General features: G+C 67.5%; 16 protein-coding genes and 1 tRNA gene. 8 read left to right on the top strand and 9 right to left on the bottom strand.

The window, feature by feature from the left end:
- Nucleotides 1–56 precede the first annotated feature (56 nt).
- A complete protein-coding gene (locus ABD210_RS08610) occupies nucleotides 57–1514 on the top strand; it encodes a flavin-containing monooxygenase (RefSeq protein WP_344110439.1) in 1458 nt (485 codons plus the stop codon).
- Nucleotides 1515–2048: 534 nt separating this feature from the next.
- On the opposite strand, the gene ABD210_RS08615 is transcribed toward ABD210_RS08610, so the two are convergent.
- Nucleotides 2049–3434 carry a cystathionine beta-synthase gene (locus ABD210_RS08615; RefSeq protein WP_344110440.1) on the bottom strand — a complete coding sequence of 462 codons (1386 nt, stop codon included), beginning with the start codon at nucleotides 3432–3434 and terminating at the stop codon, nucleotides 2049–2051.
- An 88-nt stretch (nucleotides 3435–3522) separates the two neighbouring features.
- On the opposite strand from ABD210_RS08615, the gene ABD210_RS08620 reads away from it, so the two are divergent.
- Nucleotides 3523–4563, top strand: coding sequence for an SGNH/GDSL hydrolase family protein (locus tag ABD210_RS08620; RefSeq protein ID WP_344110441.1), 1041 nt, complete (start codon nucleotides 3523–3525; stop codon nucleotides 4561–4563).
- Nucleotides 4564–4653: 90 nt separating this feature from the next.
- Nucleotides 4654–4884 (top strand): DUF4287 domain-containing protein, encoded by a 231-nt coding sequence (locus ABD210_RS08625; RefSeq protein ID WP_344110442.1) that lies wholly within the window; start codon nucleotides 4654–4656, stop codon nucleotides 4882–4884.
- A 144-nt stretch (nucleotides 4885–5028) separates the two neighbouring features.
- Here the strand turns inward: ABD210_RS08625 and ABD210_RS08630 are convergent, their stop codons facing one another.
- Both ABD210_RS08630 and ABD210_RS08635 read right to left on the bottom strand, forming a co-directional pair.
- Nucleotides 5029–5868, bottom strand: coding sequence for a Bax inhibitor-1/YccA family protein (locus tag ABD210_RS08630; protein WP_344110443.1), 840 nt, complete (start codon nucleotides 5866–5868; stop codon nucleotides 5029–5031).
- 273 nt (nucleotides 5869–6141) lie between these two features.
- Nucleotides 6142–6885 (bottom strand): DUF4118 domain-containing protein, encoded by a 744-nt coding sequence (locus ABD210_RS08635; RefSeq protein WP_344110444.1) that lies wholly within the window; start codon nucleotides 6883–6885, stop codon nucleotides 6142–6144.
- 268 nt (nucleotides 6886–7153) lie between these two features.
- Here ABD210_RS08635 and ABD210_RS08640 point away from each other — a divergent pair, with 268 nt between their 5' ends.
- The 3 genes from ABD210_RS08640 (at nucleotide 7154) to ABD210_RS08650 (ending at nucleotide 8780) form a co-directional block, all read left to right on the top strand.
- Entirely contained in the window at nucleotides 7154–7651 is a 498-nt protein-coding gene (locus ABD210_RS08640) for a DinB family protein (RefSeq protein ID WP_344110445.1), read from the top strand.
- A 266-nt stretch (nucleotides 7652–7917) separates the two neighbouring features.
- A complete protein-coding gene (locus tag ABD210_RS08645; protein ID WP_344110446.1) occupies nucleotides 7918–8241 on the top strand; it encodes a hypothetical protein in 324 nt (107 codons plus the stop codon).
- A gap of 17 nt (nucleotides 8242–8258) precedes the next feature.
- Nucleotides 8259–8780 carry a hypothetical protein gene (locus ABD210_RS08650; protein WP_344110447.1) on the top strand — a complete coding sequence of 174 codons (522 nt, stop codon included), beginning with the start codon at nucleotides 8259–8261 and terminating at the stop codon, nucleotides 8778–8780.
- Nucleotides 8781–8902: 122 nt separating this feature from the next.
- On the opposite strand, the gene ABD210_RS08655 is transcribed toward ABD210_RS08650, so the two are convergent.
- From ABD210_RS08655 to ABD210_RS08665, 3 genes are all read right to left on the bottom strand, one after another.
- Nucleotides 8903–8983: transfer RNA gene (locus ABD210_RS08655), tRNA-Leu, on the bottom strand.
- 123 nt (nucleotides 8984–9106) lie between these two features.
- Nucleotides 9107–9652 (bottom strand): peptide deformylase, encoded by a 546-nt coding sequence (locus ABD210_RS08660; RefSeq protein ID WP_344110448.1) that lies wholly within the window; start codon nucleotides 9650–9652, stop codon nucleotides 9107–9109.
- Nucleotides 9649–10155 (bottom strand): glycine cleavage system transcriptional repressor, encoded by a 507-nt coding sequence (locus tag ABD210_RS08665; RefSeq protein ID WP_344110449.1) that lies wholly within the window; start codon nucleotides 10153–10155, stop codon nucleotides 9649–9651. The genes ABD210_RS08660 and ABD210_RS08665 overlap by 4 nt, the downstream gene beginning before the upstream one ends.
- A 103-nt stretch (nucleotides 10156–10258) precedes the next feature.
- On the opposite strand from ABD210_RS08665, the gene ABD210_RS08670 reads away from it, so the two are divergent.
- Together ABD210_RS08670 and ABD210_RS08675 are read left to right on the top strand one after the other, a co-directional pair.
- Nucleotides 10259–11383, top strand: coding sequence for a sensor histidine kinase (locus ABD210_RS08670; RefSeq protein WP_344110450.1), 1125 nt, complete (start codon nucleotides 10259–10261; stop codon nucleotides 11381–11383).
- Nucleotides 11380–12045, top strand: coding sequence for a response regulator transcription factor (locus tag ABD210_RS08675; RefSeq protein WP_344110451.1), 666 nt, complete (start codon nucleotides 11380–11382; stop codon nucleotides 12043–12045). The genes ABD210_RS08670 and ABD210_RS08675 overlap by 4 nt, the downstream gene beginning before the upstream one ends.
- Nucleotides 12046–12139: 94 nt before the next feature.
- Here the strand turns inward: ABD210_RS08675 and ABD210_RS08680 are convergent, their stop codons facing one another.
- From ABD210_RS08680 to ABD210_RS08690, 3 genes are all read right to left on the bottom strand, one after another.
- Nucleotides 12140–13447: an NAD(P)/FAD-dependent oxidoreductase gene (locus tag ABD210_RS08680; protein ID WP_344110452.1), complete on the bottom strand. Its 1308-nt coding sequence runs from the start codon at nucleotides 13445–13447 to the stop codon at nucleotides 12140–12142.
- 212 nt (nucleotides 13448–13659) lie between these two features.
- Nucleotides 13660–14490, bottom strand: coding sequence for a uracil-DNA glycosylase (locus ABD210_RS08685; RefSeq protein ID WP_344110453.1), 831 nt, complete (start codon nucleotides 14488–14490; stop codon nucleotides 13660–13662).
- A 14-nt stretch (nucleotides 14491–14504) separates the two neighbouring features.
- The gene (locus ABD210_RS08690) at nucleotides 14505–15884 is read right to left on the bottom strand and encodes an MFS transporter (RefSeq protein ID WP_425552646.1); all 1380 of its coding nucleotides are present in this window, start codon (nucleotides 15882–15884) and stop codon (nucleotides 14505–14507) included.
- Between the last annotated feature and the right edge of the window lie 6 nt (nucleotides 15885–15890).

Raw genomic sequence — 15890 nt, forward strand, 5'->3', positions numbered from 1 at the left:
GGTCAGCGGGCCGAAGCCGCTGACACGCGCGTAACCCGCGGGTAACATCGCTCGCCATGACACAGACCGAGGTCGCGATCATCGGGTCCGGGTTCGCCGGGCTCTGCATGGGCATCAAACTCCGCCAGGCCGGGTGCGAGGACTTCGTCATCCTCGAGAAGGCGGACCGCCTCGGCGGCACCTGGCGGGACAACACCTACCCCGGCTGTGCCTGCGACGTACCGTCATACCTGTACTCGTTCTCGTTCGAGCAGAACCCGAACTGGACCAGGATGTTCGCGCCCTGGGACGAGATCCTGGCCTACCTCGAGCACTGCGCCGCGAAGTACGGGATCGCCGACAAGATCCGGTACGGCGCGGAGGTCACGGAAGCGGCGTTCGACGAGGCGACCGGCCGGTGGACCGTCCTGGTCAACGGCAGCGAGACCATCGACGCGCGGGCCCTGGTGGCAGGCGTCGGCAATCTGCACCAGCCCAAGTTCCCCGACCTCCCGGGCCTCGATTCGTTCGCCGGTAGGACGTTCCACTCGTCGCAGTGGGACCACGACCAGGACCTCACGGGTCGTCATGTGGCCGTGATCGGAACAGGTGCGAGCGCGATCCAGTTCGTGCCCCGGATCGCCGAGCAGGTCGACCACCTCGACGTGTTCCAGCGGACGCCACCGTGGATCACACCCAAGCCCGACCGGACGATCGGCCCGCGCGAGCGCACCCTGCACGCGCGCTTCCCCGCGGGACAACGCGCGATCCGGAACCTCATCTACTGGGGGCTCGAAGCCCGCGGCCTCGGGTTCACCGGCAACGCGAAGCTGATGAAGGGCCTTGAAATCCAGGCCAAGCGGCATCTCCGCAAGCAGGTGACGGACCCGGTACTGCGGGCCAAGCTAACCCCGGCCTACCAGGTCGGCTGCAAGCGGCTCCTGCAGTCGAATGACTACTACCCCGCACTCGCCCGCGACAACGTGGACCTGGTCACCACGCCCATCACTCGCGTCACTCCGACCGGCGTGGTCACGGCGGACGGGGTCGAGCACGAGTGCGACACGATCGTGCTCGGAACCGGCTTCGAGATTTCCGGCAACCTGACCCGGATCGGCCTGCTCGGCCGCGACGGTGTCGACCTGGCCGACGCCTGGAAGCGCGACGGGATCGGCGCCCACCTCGGCATCGCCGTCGCGGGCTACCCGAACCTCTTCCTGCTGGTCGGCCCGAACACCGCACTCGGCCATTCCTCGATGGTGTTCATGATCGAGGCGCAGGTCAGATACGTGATGCAGGCGTTGGACCTGCTCCGGCAGCGCACCGGCTCGTACGTCGAGGTCCGGGAGGAGGCGCAGGACCGCTTCGTCAGCGAGGTCCAGGACCAACTCGGCGACACCGTCTGGCAGTCGGGCTGCAACAGCTGGTACCTCGACGCCCAGGGCCGGAACTCCACCATCTGGCCGGAGTTCACCGTGTCCTACTGGCGCCGCACCCGCCGGCTCGACCCCGCCGACTTCGTGGTGGTCAGCTGACGGCAAGCGGTCGAGCTCCTCCGAAGGGACGACTGGAGTAGTACGCCGCGGCAGCCCCGTAGTACCCAGGGAGGATCTCAAGACGGGCCTTGAGGCCGATGAGATCCGGCCCGTTCGGCGGGACCCTGGATCCATGACCCTGATCCAGATCCTCAGCGCGGTCGCGATCGTCGCCGGTGTTCTCGTCACCGCCCTGATCGCCATCGTGCCGTCCGTCGTCGACCGCTGAGCCGCTCGGCACCCGACGTTCGGACTACGACGTCCGAAGGACTGGCGACACCTCTCGCCAGTGCTTCGGACGTCGTTGTTCGCTGGTGATTGCTCAGCGGAACGGAAGTAGGAGCTGCGGGCAACGACCTGCTACTCCGGGAGGACGCGAAGACAGGCCCTGGGACCGATGGGCGGCCGCGTTTCCCGAAGGACTCTTGAGGTATGGAAGAAATCCTTCAGATCATCGGAACAGCAGGCATCGTGCTCGGAATCCTGGTCACGGTCCTGATCGCCGTCGTGCCCGCCGTGGTGGATCGCTGAGCCTCAGCCGATCGACAGGTGGCCCAGCAGGTCCTGACGGGTGAGCACGCCGACCGGCTTGCCGTCGTCGAGCACCATCAGGGCGTCACCGGCCTCGAGCAGCTCGACCGCCCTGGTGACGGGTTCGCCCGCGCCGAGTGACGGAAGCGCCGGGTCCATGTGCTGCTCGACCATGTCCGCGAGCCGCGCCTTACCGGAGTACAAGGCGTCCATCAGCGTCCGCTCCGACACCGCGCCGGCCACCTCGGCCGCCATCACCGGCGGCTCCGCGCGAACCACCGGCATCTGGGAGACGCCGTACTCGCGCAGGATCTCGATCGCCTCGGCGATCGTCTCGTGCGGGTGGGTGTGCACCATCGGCGGCATGCTGCCGTCCTTGCCGGCGAGCACCTCGCCCAGCGTCGTCCCCTGCCGCGCGTGCGCCAGGAACCCGTACTGCGCAAGCCAGTCGTCGTTGAACACCTTCGTCAGATAACCGCGACCACCATCGGGCAGCAGGACGACGATCACCAGGTCTTCAGCGGCCGGGTCGGCTGAGAGCTCGTGCGCCAGTCGGATCGCCGCGGCGGCCGCCATCCCGGCGGATCCACCGACCAGCATCGCCTCCTCGCGAGCCAGCCGACGGGTCAGCGCGAACGAGTCCGCATCCGAGACCTCGATGATCCGGTCGCAGATGGTCTTGTCGTACGTCTCCGGCCAGAAGTCCTCGCCGACGCCCTCGACCAGATACGGCCGCCCGGTGCCGCCCGAGTACACCGACCCCTCGGGGTCCGCGCCGACGATCTGCACGCGACCACCGGACACCTCCTTGAGGTATTTCCCGGTGCCGCTGATCGTTCCGCCCGTGCCGACGCCCGCGACGAAGTGGGTGATCTTGCCGTCCGTCTGCTCCCAGAGCTCCGGACCGGTCGTCTCGTAGTGGGAGCGCGGGTTGTTCTGGTTCGCGTACTGGTTCGGCTTCCAGGCGCCGTCGATCTCCCGGACCAGCCGGTCGGAGACGTTGTAGTACGAGTCCGGGTGCTCCGGCGCGACCGCCGTCGGGCAGACGACCACCTCGGCGCCGTACGCCTTGAGCACGTTGCGCTTGTCCTCGCTGACCTTGTCCGGGCAGACGAAGACGCACTTGTAGCCCTTCGCCTGGGCCACCATCGCCAACCCGACCCCGGTGTTGCCAGAGGTGGGCTCGACGATCGTGCCGCCGGGCTTGAGCTCGCCGGAGGCCTCCGCGGCCTCGATCATCCGGACCGCGATCCGGTCCTTCACCGAGCCCCCGGGGTTGAAGTACTCGACCTTCGCGAGCACCAGCGGTTTGGCACCGTCGGTGGTCTGCGAGAGCCGCACCAGCGGAGTGTTGCCGACCAGGTCCAGGAGTGAGTTCACGTAGCGCACGAATCTCACTGTATGGGACAACAGCGAGCGCGGGTGTCGCGGGCCCTATTTCGCTTGCGTTGGCATCACAGCGTGTAATCCTTGATTCATGATGAATGCCCGGGCCGCCAAGAAGCTGGCCCAGGCCGCAGCCTTCGGTGGCGGGGGACTCGGACTGATCGGCGCCACGCTGTACGGCGTCCTGACCGCGGAGGCGGAATACGCCCGGCGTGTGATCGGTCCGATGAAGGCTCACCCGGCCAAGGGCGACGGCCTGTACGGCCGTTACCCAGGTCATCCGATCACGTTCGCGATGATCGGGGACTCCAGCGCGGCCGGCTACGGCACCGCTTCCCCCGACGAGACTCCCGGCGTCCTCCTGGCGTCCGGTCTCGCCGAGCTGGCCAAGCGCCCGGTTCGGCTGGTCGACGTGTCGAGGACGGGGGCCAAGTCCATCGACCTGGCCGGCCAGGTCGACAACGCCCTGCTCGCCGGTCCGCACGTGGCCGTGATCCTGATCGGCGTCAACGACGTGAAGTCGAAGGTGTCCCCCTCCGAGGCCGTCCGGCTGCTCGACGTCGCCGTCCGCCGGTTGCGCGCCGCCAACTGCGAGGTCGTGGTTGGCACCTGTCCGGATCTCGGGGTCGTCCGGCCGATCATGCCGCCGCTGCGGCAGGTCGCCCGCTCGTGGAGCCAGCGGCTCGCCGCCGCCCAGACGATCACCGTGGTCGAGGCCGGTGGCCGCACGGTCTCGATGGGTTCCTTGCTCAGCGAGGCCTTCCGGACCAACCCGTCCATGTGGGGCCCGGACAACTTCCACCCCTCAGTGACCGGGTACGCCGCTGCCGCTGCCGCGTTGCTGCCTTCGGTGGCGGCGGCCATGGGTGTCGGCCCGGAATCGTTCGTACATCCCGAGTCGTTCCGCGGCGAGGCCGTGCTGCCGATCGCCGAGGCGGCGGTCCAGGCTGCCCGCACGGCCGGCACCGAGGTCGCCGCAGCGAAGGTGGCCGGCAACGAACAGGGACCGCGCGGGCCTTGGGCCCAGCTGCGGCACCGGCGCCGGCATCCGAAACCCGCCGTCGACCGCGTGGCCGTCGACGGCCACGAAGGGGATCTCGGCGAAACCCCCATGGTGGAGAGCGTCCGCTGAGCGAGGACATTCATGATGAAGCTCTTGCCTGTGGCCGAGTCCTGAGGCACAGTCGATAACGACGCAATACCCCGCTGACGGGAGGCGAAGATGGGCCTGAACCACTCAGAGGAGACGCACCAACGTCTGGTGGAGAAGGTGCCCCAGTGCACCGGGCGCGAGATGACCGAGTGGTTCAAGCTGATGAACGACGGACCGTCGTTCCTGCGTTTCGACGACAGGGTGAGATGGCTTTCCAGCGAGTACGCCCTCGCTCACGGGCACGCCACAGCCATCGTGCATGAATACGATCTGGTCAGAGCGCACAGGCGAATGGGCTGACGAGCCGAACAGGAGTCTGCTTTTCACGAAAGCCTGCCCTTTCAGGTGGAGGGGCAGGCTTTCGCTGTTCGTTGGGGACATAGCGAAGGGGCCGATCCCCACCTGAGGGATCGGCCCCTTCGCTGCTAGCGCATCAGGCGCTGATCAGTCACCGCCACGCAGGATCGCGAGGATCCGCAGCAGGTTCCAGTACAGCCAGACCAGCGTGACGGTCAGGCCGAACGCGGCCCGCCAGGCCTCGTTCTGCGGGGCGCCGTGCCGGACCCCCTGCTCAACCATGTCGAAGTCGAGGATCAGGTTGAACACGGCCAGTCCGGCGCCGATCGCGGCGAACAGCAGGCCCATGGCCCCGAAGCCGCCGATGCCGGTGTTGAAGCCGAACAGGCTGGCGATCAGGTTGATCACCACGACGCCCGCGAACCCCATGGTGCCGATGATGACCATGCGGGTGAATCTCGGCGTCACCTTGATGTTGAAGTACTTGTACGTCGCGAGCGTCAACCCCGCGGTCACCATCGTGGCCAGAACAGCCTGGACGACGATGCCGGGGTCACCGACGTAGTTGGCGATGAACTTGCTGCCGATGCCCAGGAAAACACCCTCGGCGGCCGCGTAGACCATCACCAGCGCCGGGTTGATCCGCCGCGAGAACGACAGCACCATCCCCAGCACGAACGCCACCAGCAGACCGGCGAAGAACACCGGAGTCACCAGCGTGTCAGGCGTCCGCCACCATGCGAGGGCGGCGGCCACGACGACCACGCCCAGCGTCAGGGCGGTCTTCGCGATGACGTCGTCCAACGTCATCGGGCGGCTGGCGGCAGGCGCGCCTTGGTACTGCTGCGGCGGCATACCAGGCCCGCCGTACTGGCCGGGCTGACCGTAAGGACCCGGCTGACCGTACGGAGCGGCCCCGGGATAGGCCTGGCCTTGGCCAGGCGCAAATGCACTCGACCGGTTCAGGACCGGGTTACTGCTCTGCATGTCATCCTCCTGATGACCCACTGACGACCCGCTGTGGGCCGTATCGCGATGGTACGGGCCTATTCTGAATAACGCCTGAGGAACAACCTCCTGTTCCCCAACCGAAACCCCGCAGCCGGATCCGGTTGCAAAACCCAACCAGATCGGCGGTCAGGAAGCCCCAGGAGCAGGTAGAACGTCCACCAGAGCACCGGCACGGCGTCGTACCTGTATGGGCAAGTACGACGCCGGAACCGGTGGCCACCCAGGAGGTAGTTCGTCCCGCAGGCCAGCTCATGGGGTTTGGGCGAGTTGGGAGGACAACGCCGCTCCCACCTGGTCTGCCAGCGCGACCGCGACCAGGCGCTGCTCGAGGTCCGGCCGCACGATCCGGGCCGACGCGGTCAACAGGAGTCGCCCCTTCGCGACCCCGGCATGCTGCACGACCAACTCGATCTCCGCGTTCGTCGGCAGCCCGTCCCGCTCCACCTTCAACTGGTGCGAGCCGCGCGTCACCGACCCGTCCTGGTTCAACCGCGGCGCGTCATGCCGCCCGTTGCCCTCGGCAAACCGACACCCGTCGATCTCCAGTACTGCGATCAGCTCGGCGCTGACGTGATCGATCAACTCCTCCGTCGATCCGCCTTCCGCGACCGCACCGGACGCAGTCATCACACCGGCCAGATACCCGTTCTGGCGACTCGCCCGAGCTTGTTGCCGACGGCCCCAGATCGCCAGCTCCGTCACCGCCGCTCCGATCACGACCAACAGAACCGTGGTCTCGATGTCGCCCCGGTTGTCGATGGTGAGGTGGTTGTACGGAACCGTGAGGAAGAAGTCGAACCACACCGCGCTGGAGACCGCGGCGACGATCCCGGCCGACCGAATCCCGAACGAAGCAACGGCAACGATCACCAACACCAGCACCAACGCCGCATTGGCATTGTCAAAGCTGTCCCGGAACGGAATCAACACCGCACAAACCGCCAACGGCCCCAGTAGAGCCCCCGTCAAGACCTGACTCCGGTATGTGCTCACCAACCCATTTGACGCGCACCGACCCCAAACAATCAACGCTTCTCACCAGACTCTGACGAAGTTCACCCACCGTCCTCAGCCTGGTTGAACTTCGACACCCCCAGTCCTGGGGTGACGCCCACCCAGCCGGGTCTATCTCCTGCCCGGAGCGAAGGGCACCGCGATCCTCGCCGCGAAGGAACCGATCACCAGCGTCAAGCGAGTCTTCGTCTACCCCGCAGGGATCTTTCCCCGTGTGGAGGCCCACCGCAGCAGCTAGCTTGTCTGCATGCTGATCGAACGAGTGCGGCCACCCGAGGCCGGTGACGAACGAGCGGTCCTGAGCGGCTTGCTCGACTTCCTCCGCGCCACCGTGGTCAACAAGGTTGCGGGGCTGACGGATGAGCAGGCCTTCGGTCGTCCGATCCACTCGACCGAACTGACACCCGCAGGCCTCGTGAAACACCTGACCGGTGTAGAGCGCTTCTGGTTCAGCATCGACTTCGCCGGTTCGGACGCCGAGTGGCCGTGGACGGAAGACGATCCCCACGGCAACTTCCCCATCCGGCCAGGCGACACCCTCGCCGGCATCATCTCCGCCTACCAGTCCGAGTGCGCCCGCTCCCAGGAGATCACCGCCGCCTCTTCCCTGGACGCCACCGCCCAAGGCCCGGACATGACCTTCAACCTTCGCTACGCCGTGTCCCACCTGATCGAAGAGACTGCCCGGCATCTAGGCCACCTGGACCTGCTCCGAGAAGCAACCGACGGCTCGGTCGGCGAGTAGTAGTTGGCGTTGCATGCCTGCAATACAGCGTCTTTCGATGACAGCACGACATCCGCCTTCCCCCGGGTGGCTGTTCTGACGCGAAGGAATGTGCGAAGGGTCAGAGCGGTGTGTGCCCGGGACGGGATTCGAAACCGCATGCCTTTCGGCTGCGAGCTTTGAGTTCGCGCATCCCCAGTGCGCTACGGTCCCTGGCACGTCCGGAGGGTGGCGTGCATCATTGGCTGACCGCAGCATGCTGGCAGGCCGAGCAAGGGAGAGCAAGGATGCAAAGGAGCAAGGTCAGGGTGGTCCCCAGCGTCGTGACTTTCGGCGGCTGGAAGGGCGAACTGACAATCGACGGCGATGTCCTCACGATCGATAGCCTCGACGGAAGCAAGCACCTGTCGATCGACGTCAAGGATGTCAAGCGGACCTCATTCAACTCCAACAACGGGCTCTGGGTGTTCAAGCTCCGGGACGGCACCCGAGTCAGGATGCAGTCCGCCGGCCTCCTGCTCTCGGCCGACCGGACCCCAGCGGGCAGGGCGGCGAACGACCAGATCGGCGAGCTCCTGGCGAAGCATCACGTGTCAGGCTTCAGCGTCTAGCCATCGGGGAGGTGACAATGAGCGGTTCAGAGCCTGTCCGACGTGCCGATCCGGCCGATGCGTCCGGTGATCAGGACACCTTCAAGAACTTCGGCGCCTGTGGATCGCGCATAGCCACCCCATCGGAGACCGCCCTGCCCTTACAGCTGGCCGCGGCCCCGCCGACCACGCCTTTGAGGGGCACCGACGATCAGCCCTTCGTGCAGATCGTCACATCGGTCAAGAACGTGTCGCCAGCTGCCTTGAGCGTGGTCACCGGCAAGGGTGCGTTGATGGCCGTCACGAGCAACGGGGTCGTGGTCGCGAGCCCCGAACGGGCGTCCCGCGCCAAGGGCTATGTCTACAACCTTGAACCGGGTGCAACAGCCGAGTACAACTCAGCCATCTACCTTCGCAGATGCGACGCAGCCTCAGGAACGCTGCCGCCCGGCAAGTATCAACTCCACGCCCTGCAGAGATTCACCATCCTCGTCGAGGAAGCGAGCAGACGACCCATGATCCTCGTGCCGGGTGGGCCCTGGGAGATCGAAATCGGTTAACGCCATTGGACGGGAACGGACTTTCGCACCGAAACGACCGACTCCCCAATCCAACCAAAGCGGCCATTCTTGCGGCCTGGCCAATATGCCTTGAGAGGAATGTGCGCAAGTCATCCGCATTGTGCCCGGGACGGGATTCGAACCCGTATGCCTTTCGGCTGCGAGGTTTAAGCTCGCTGCGTCTGCCGTTCCGCCACCCGGGCCAACAGTCAGAGGACGACCTTACAAGTAGAAGCTGGCCACAGACACAAGGTAAGCAGTCCTGATCGTCCCGCCGCGGCCTCCCCGCTCCCGGCAGCCCGTAGCCGAGTGCGCGGGCAGCGGAATCACAGGTACACCTGGCGGGGGTAGATGGCGTGGGCTCCTGCTACTCGGTCGAGGAACAGTTTGCCGGCGCAGTGGTCGATCTCGTGTTGGATGGCGCGGGCTTCGAAGGCGTCGGTGCTGAGGGTCACCGGGTCCGTCGTGCCGGGGAGGACCCCGGTGACCGTCAGGCGGGTGGCCCGCTTGACGTCGCCAGTCAGGTCGGGGACGGACATGCAGCCTTCGCGGGCCTTCTCCTGCCGGGTTGCCTCCACCACAACGGCGTTGCACAGCACGAAGACGCCGTGGCAGGTGCGCGTCTTCGGATGACCAGTCACGTCCAGCGCGAACATCTGAGCGGCAACCCCGACCTGCGGAGCCGCCAGCCCGACGCAGCCAGGCGAGATCCGCATCGTCGCGACCAGGTCGGCCGCGAGGGCGACCATCACGGGGTCCACCGGATCGACCTCCGCGCCTTCCGTGGCGAGCACCGGGTGCGGAGCGCGGATGACCTCCAGTACGTCGCCCACGAGGCCTAGCTGGGCTGGGCTCCAGTTCGCGAGGGTCACAGATCGTCGCTCTCGGCTGGCCGGAGGGTGATGCCTACGCCGAGTTCTTCGGCGGTGATCTCCAGGGCGCGCTGCAGCATGCCGAGTTCGGCGCTGGGAGGCAGTTCCACCTCGGCGGTGAGGACGTAGAGCTCGCCGCTGAGCCGGGTGGTCAGGTCGGTGATGGTGCCGCCGACCGAGGCGATCATGCGGGTGATCGCCGAGACGATGCCGGGCCTGTCCGCTCCGTGCACGCTGAGGATGTACGGCGCCCCGATCGGCGCGTGGGCGTGTTCGGGGCCCGTCTCGCGGACGGTGATGACCAGTTCACCGCGCAGCGGCTCCAGCGCCTCCTTGACCTCGGCGAACGGCCCGGAGCACACGATCATCATGGCGAAGTGGCCCCGCAGCAGGGTCATCGTGGAGTCCTCGAGGTTGACCCCGGCGCCGGCGAGGGCCTCGGTGACGTCGGCGATGATGCCCGGGCGGTCCGGGCCGATGACGGTGACTGCGAGCTGACTCATGGGCGGAAACCTACCCGGCCGAAAGTCTCGACCTGTCGCGACTTCGGTATCCGGACCGCCCGAACTACCGCCGCGGCCGCCCCGACCTCGCTAGATTCGCCCCATGGGCGACGAGGTCAGGCGCAGGCGGAGCGCGCGCGACTGGGCGGTGGACAGCCTGGTCTTCGTCATCGGCCTGTTCGGCAGCCTCTGGCTCTATGACGACGGCTCTCGCGACGCCGTCTCGCCCACGTTCCTCGCGTTCGACTTCTGCGCCGGCATGGCCCTGTGCCTCACACTCTGGTTCAGGCGGCGCTGGCCCGTCCAGCTGGCCCTGATCGCCGCTGCGCTCGCGACGTTCTCCGACGCGGCCAGCGGGCCCACCCTCCTGCTGGTCATGACGGTCGCTGTCTACAAGCCGTTGCGGACCACTCTCGCCGTCTGCGCCGCCCACGCGGTCGCCCTCGGGATCTACTTCGCAGTCAGGCCGAAGCCCGATCCGTTGCCGGCGCTGATCGTCGCCGCGATCGCGATCTACGCGGCCGCCGTCGGCTGGGGGCTGTATCTCCGCTCCCGCCGCCAGCTTCTGCAAACCCTGCGCGATCGGGCCGATCGCGCAGAAACCGTCGCCCGGTTGCAAGCGCAACAGGCGCAACTACGGGCACGCGAGGAAATCGCCCGCGAGATGCACGACGTACTCGGCCACCGGCTGTCTCTCCTCAGCGTGCACGCCGGCGCCCTCGCCTATCGCCCGGACGCGACGACCGCGGAGGTCGCAGGGGCTGCCGAGATCATCCGAGCCAGCGCGCACCAGGCCCTCCAGGATCTCCGCGAAGTGATCGGCGTACTGCGGGCGCCCGTCGGCGAACTCCCCCAGCCGACCTTCGCGGATCTGCCGGTACTGGTCGAGGATTCCCGCAAGGCGGGTCTTCCCGTGGAGCTCGACTTCGATGCCCCCGGCACCCTTCCGGACCACGTCGGCCGGACGGCGTACCGGATCGTGCAGGAAGGGTTGACGAATGCCCTCAAGCACGCCCCTGGTGCGCCTGTCCGGGTCAAGGTGACCGGTGCCCCGGGCAACGGTCTTGAGGTCGAGGTGAGCAACCCGGCACCGAAAAGCAAAGCAGGAGAGGGCCAGGGATTGCGCGGACTCAGCGAGCGGGCCGCGCTCGTCGAAGGGCGACTCGAGCACGGTCGCACACCCGAGGGCGACTTCCGGCTCGCCGCCTGGTTGCCGTGGCCGGCATGACGATTCGGGTGCTGATCGTGGATGACGATCCGCTGCTGCGCGCCGGGCTCAAGCTCATGCTCGGCGGCGCCCCGGACATCCGGGTGGTCGGCGAGGCAGGCGACGGCGCCGGCGTACAGGGTCTGATCGACCGGCTCTCCCCCGACGTCGTGCTGATGGACATCCGGATGCCCGGGGTCGACGGCCTGACCGCCACCGAGACCGTACGCCGGCGTCCTGGCGCGCCCGAGGTCGTCATCCTGACGACGTTCGACGCCGATGAGCACGTACTCCGGGCGCTGCGCGCGGGTGCCGCCGGGTTCGTCCTGAAGGACACTCCACCGGCCGAGATCGTCGAATCCGTCCGCCGGGTGGTCAACGGGCAGCCGGTGCTGTCCCCGTCGGTGACGAAGAGGTTGATCACCCGAGTGGCGTCGTCGGGCCACGATCAGCGGAAGTCCAGAGCCAACGACCGGTTGGCCGACCTGAACGACCGCGAGCGCGAGATCGCCGTCGCGGTGGGCGAGGGCAAGTCGAACGCGGAGATCAGCGCGACACTGTTCCTCAGCGTGCCGACGGTGAAGACGCATGTTTCCCGCATCCTGACCAAGCTAGACCTGAACAACCGTGTCCAGATCGCCCTCCTGGTGCACGACGCCGGCCTCCTCGACGACAGCCGCTGAACGCTGAACGCTGAACGCTGGTCGCTGAACGCTGAACGCTTGCGTCCGAAGAACCCGGGGTCAGGCCCCGCGGTTGTTCGGACGCAAGGTGTGGTCAGGAGCCGGTGGCGCGGCGGAACTCCTCGTTCGGGGTCTGCAGGCTGCCGAGCGACGTCACCTCGCGGCGGAAGAACAGGGCAAGGGTCCAGTCGAGGATGACGCGGGCCTTGCGGTTGAGGGTGGGGACGCGGGACACGTGGTACGTCCGGTGCAGGAACCAGGCAGGCCAGCCCTTCACCTTCACGCCGTACAGCTGGGCAACGCCCTTGTGCAGCCCGAGGCTCGCCACGGACCCGACGTACTTGTGCTTGTAGTCCTGCGGCGCTTGCCCGTCGACCACCCGGAGGATGTTCGCGGCGAGGCGGTGGGCCTGCCGGACCGCGTGCTGAGCGTTCGGAGCGCAGTACGCGCCGGTCTCCGAGGTCAGGTCAGGCACGGCCGCGTTGTCGCCTGCGGACCAGGCATCGCTGACGCCCTCGATCCGCAGGTTCGCGAGGCACTTGACCCGGCCCTTCTCGTCCAGCGGGAAGTCGGTCGCGGCCAGCACCGGGTTGGCCTTCACACCGGCGGTCCAGACGATCGTGTCGGCGTCGAACTCGTCGCCGTCGCTGAGGACCACATGGCCCTTCTCGCAAGACTCCAGCCGGGTCTCCAGCTTGATGTCCATCTTGCGCTTGCGGAGCTGCTCGACCGTGTACTGCCCGAGCTCGGGGCCGACCTCAGGCAGGATCCGGTTGGTTGCCTCGACGAGCACCCAGCGCATGTCCTCGGGCCTGATGTTGTCGTAGTACCGGGTGGCGTAGCGGGCCATGTCCTCCAGCTCCGCGAACGCCTCGATCCCGGCGTACCCGCCACCGACGAAGACGAAGGTCAGCGCGGCCTTGCGCAGCACCGGGTCGGGCTGGGAGGACGCGACGTCGAGCCTGTCCAGCACCTTGTTGCGCAGCGCGATGGCTTCTTCGACGTTCTTGAAGCCGGTGGCCTGCTCGGCCAGCCCCGGGATCGGCAGCGTCCGGGCGATCGAGCCGAGCGCGACGACGATCTGGTCGTAGGCGAGCTCGTAGTCGGGGCCTTCCTCGGGCATCACCTTGGCCACCTTGTTCGCGTGGTCGATGCCGGTCACCCGGCCCGTGACCACCCGGCAGCCCTTGAGAGTCTTACGCAGCGGCACCACGACGTGCCGCGGTTCGACCGAACCGGCTGCCGCCTCGGGCAGGAAAGGCTGGTAAGTCATCACCGACCGCGGGTCCACCACGGTCACTCTGATCCTGCCTTGGCGCGCGGCCTTCCGCAGGCCGTACGCGGTGTACATCCCGACGTAACCGCCCCCGACGACGAGGATGTGCGGTACCTGGGCTGTCATCCGGCTCACTCTCCCTGAGTGGTGTTCCGACTTCATGTCGACTTCAGGTTACGGGCTCGTGAAAACTTTCACAAGCACTCTTCCGGGTGATCTCAGCCATCGGATACTCACCCGCCGGAGGGACTCGCACTCACCATCGTGACGCCTGCGAGAGCGGTCACCTACGACTTGGAATGGCGTCTCGGCACCCGGTACACAACTGCAAGGCCGGGTCAAAGCCCAGCGATCGACTTCGCCCTGGCCATCACGGCGTCGAGCATGGGCTCGGTGAGTTTGCCGGTAAAGGTGTTCTGCTGGCTGGGATGGAAGCAGCCGAGGACCACGACCTCGCCGTACGGACCCGGTACGACGTACTCGACCGCGTGGCCGAACTTCGGGCGGGGCCTGGGCACCTCGCCGCCGACCGATTGCAGCGCGTTGAGGAGGACGTCGAAGCCGAACTTGCCGAGGCAGACGATCGCACGGGTGGACGGGAGGACGAGTTCCAGTTCGCGGCGGAACCATGGTGAACACGTGTCGCGCTCTGACGGGGTCGGCTTGTTGGCGGGTGGGGCGCAGCGGACGGCTGCCATCATCCGGGCGCCGAGCAGGTGCAACCCGTCGCCGGCGTGTTCGCTGGTTGGCTGCGACGCCAATCCGACTCGATAGAGCGAGGCGAAAAGCCAGTCCCCCGAGCGATCCCCGGTGAAGACCCGGCCGGTCCGGTTTCCGCCGTTCGCGGCCGGCGCCAGACCCGCGATCAGCACCCGCGGCTCGGCGGCTCCCCACCCCGCGATCGGGCGGCCCCAGTACGGCTGGTCCGCGAACGACTTCCGCTTGCCTACGGCAACATCTTCACGCCATTCCACCAACCGGGGACACGCACAGCAGACGGACACTCTGGCGTCGAGTTCAGCCAGGGTGTCCGTCTGCGCGAGCTTGACGACTTCCGCCGCGGTACGAGCGACCGGAGTACTGCGCGCCGCCGGGTCCTCGGGCCAGCCCGTGCCCGACGGCACCGGGCTCTCGAACAGCTGCCCGGTCAGCGGATGCGGAAGCTCCATCCCCTCAGACTAGGTCAGCTGACGAGCTCCTCCAGGAGCGGATCCGGGGCGGCGTACCTGCTGCGACGGGCGCCGGGAATGGCGAGGGCCAGGAGGACGGCAACAGCGGAGAAGGCGGCGAGGAGGAGGAAGGTGTCGGTGAAGCCAGCCTCGGCGGGGAGCCCGGACGGCTGGATGTGGCCGCTGATGATCGAGCTCGCGAGGGCGGTTCCGATCGCTCCGCCGATAGTCCGGATGTTGGCGTTCATGCCGGTGGCCGCGCCGGTCTGCTCGCGGGGCACGTTCTGAACGATCAGGCTGGTCATCGACGCGTACGCGAGGCCGAGTCCCATGCCGAAAACCGCGGTCGAGATCGCGACCTGCCACGGCGCCTCGTGGAACTCCGCGAACGCGAGTGAGGCAACCAGGCTCAGCGCCGATCCCAGGACCACCTGGGCCTTCGCGCTGAAGCGCGGGGCGAGCGGCCCGCTCACCGAACCGGTGACGGCCATCGTGACCAGCATCGGCAGCATCAGCAGTCCGGCCTGCGTCACGCTCGAGCCGAACCCGAAGCCCGCTGCGGTCGGGATCTGCAGGAACTGCGGTACGAACGCGTAGACCGCGAACATGGCCGCTCCGAACAGCAAGGCCACCAGGTTGGTCGTCCAGACCGCCGGCAGCCGCATCATCCGCATGTCGATCAGCGGGTTCCGCGACCGCAGTTCGACGGTGATCCAGCCGATCAGCAGGACGACGGCCGCCACGAACAGACCGATGGTCCGCGCTGAGCCCCAGCCCCAGGACCGTCCCGCGCTCAAAGGCAGCAGGAGCGCGATCAGCCATCCCGACAGCAAGGCGGCAGCCAGCCAGTCGATCCGGCCGGGCACCCGATTCGGCGACTCGGGGACGTAGCGACGTACCGCCACCGCTGCAAGCGTGACGATGATCAGCGGGATCCAGAACAGCCAGCGCCAGCCGAGCGCTTCCACGACCGGCCCGGCCAGTACGATCCCGAGCCCACCACCGGCGGCGATGACGGCCGACACCACGCCGACGACGGACGGTACCCGCTCAGCGGGGAACTCGTCCCGGATGATGCCGAACGACAGCGGGAACACCGCGCCGCCGAGCCCTTGGACCACTCGGGCGACGATCAGTACGCCGATATTCGGGGCGAGCGCCGCGAGCAGACAGCCGACCGCGAGGGCGACCAGCCCGATCAGCAGCGTGCGTTCCTTACCGACCATGTCGCCGATCCGGCCGAGCAGCGGCGTCGCCACCGAGACCGACAGCAGCAACGCGGTGAACACCCAGGTGACCGTGCCCGGGGTGGTGTGCAGGTCGTGCTGGATGAGCGGCAGCGCCGGGGTCACCAGCGACTGCAACATGGAGAACGCGGCCACGACGGTCGCCAACACTGC

The sequence above is a fragment of the Kribbella alba genome, assembly GCF_039529635.1.
In the GTDB taxonomy this organism is placed as follows: domain Bacteria; phylum Actinomycetota; class Actinomycetes; order Propionibacteriales; family Kribbellaceae; genus Kribbella; species Kribbella alba.

Bases quoted from the DNA above. Each gene is read 5' to 3' on its own strand.
- ABD210_RS08610 (WP_344110439.1), top strand. From the start codon at position 57: ATGACACAGACCGAGGTCGCGATCATCGGGTCCGGGTTCGCCGGGCTC.
- ABD210_RS08620 (WP_344110441.1), top strand. From the start codon at position 3,523: ATGATGAATGCCCGGGCCGCCAAGAAGCTGGCCCAGGCCGCAGCCTTC.
- ABD210_RS08625 (WP_344110442.1), top strand. From the start codon at position 4,654: ATGGGCCTGAACCACTCAGAGGAGACGCACCAACGTCTGGTGGAGAAG.
- ABD210_RS08630 (WP_344110443.1), bottom strand. From the start codon at position 5,868: ATGCAGAGCAGTAACCCGGTCCTGAACCGGTCGAGTGCATTTGCGCCT.
- ABD210_RS08640 (WP_344110445.1), top strand. From the start codon at position 7,154: ATGCTGATCGAACGAGTGCGGCCACCCGAGGCCGGTGACGAACGAGCG.
- ABD210_RS08645 (WP_344110446.1), top strand. From the start codon at position 7,918: ATGCAAAGGAGCAAGGTCAGGGTGGTCCCCAGCGTCGTGACTTTCGGC.
- ABD210_RS08650 (WP_344110447.1), top strand. From the start codon at position 8,259: ATGAGCGGTTCAGAGCCTGTCCGACGTGCCGATCCGGCCGATGCGTCC.
- ABD210_RS08665 (WP_344110449.1), bottom strand. From the start codon at position 10,155: ATGAGTCAGCTCGCAGTCACCGTCATCGGCCCGGACCGCCCGGGCATC.
- ABD210_RS08670 (WP_344110450.1), top strand. From the start codon at position 10,259: ATGGGCGACGAGGTCAGGCGCAGGCGGAGCGCGCGCGACTGGGCGGTG.
- ABD210_RS08675 (WP_344110451.1), top strand. From the start codon at position 11,380: ATGACGATTCGGGTGCTGATCGTGGATGACGATCCGCTGCTGCGCGCC.
- ABD210_RS08680 (WP_344110452.1), bottom strand. From the start codon at position 13,447: ATGACAGCCCAGGTACCGCACATCCTCGTCGTCGGGGGCGGTTACGTC.
- ABD210_RS08685 (WP_344110453.1), bottom strand. From the start codon at position 14,490: ATGGAGCTTCCGCATCCGCTGACCGGGCAGCTGTTCGAGAGCCCGGTG.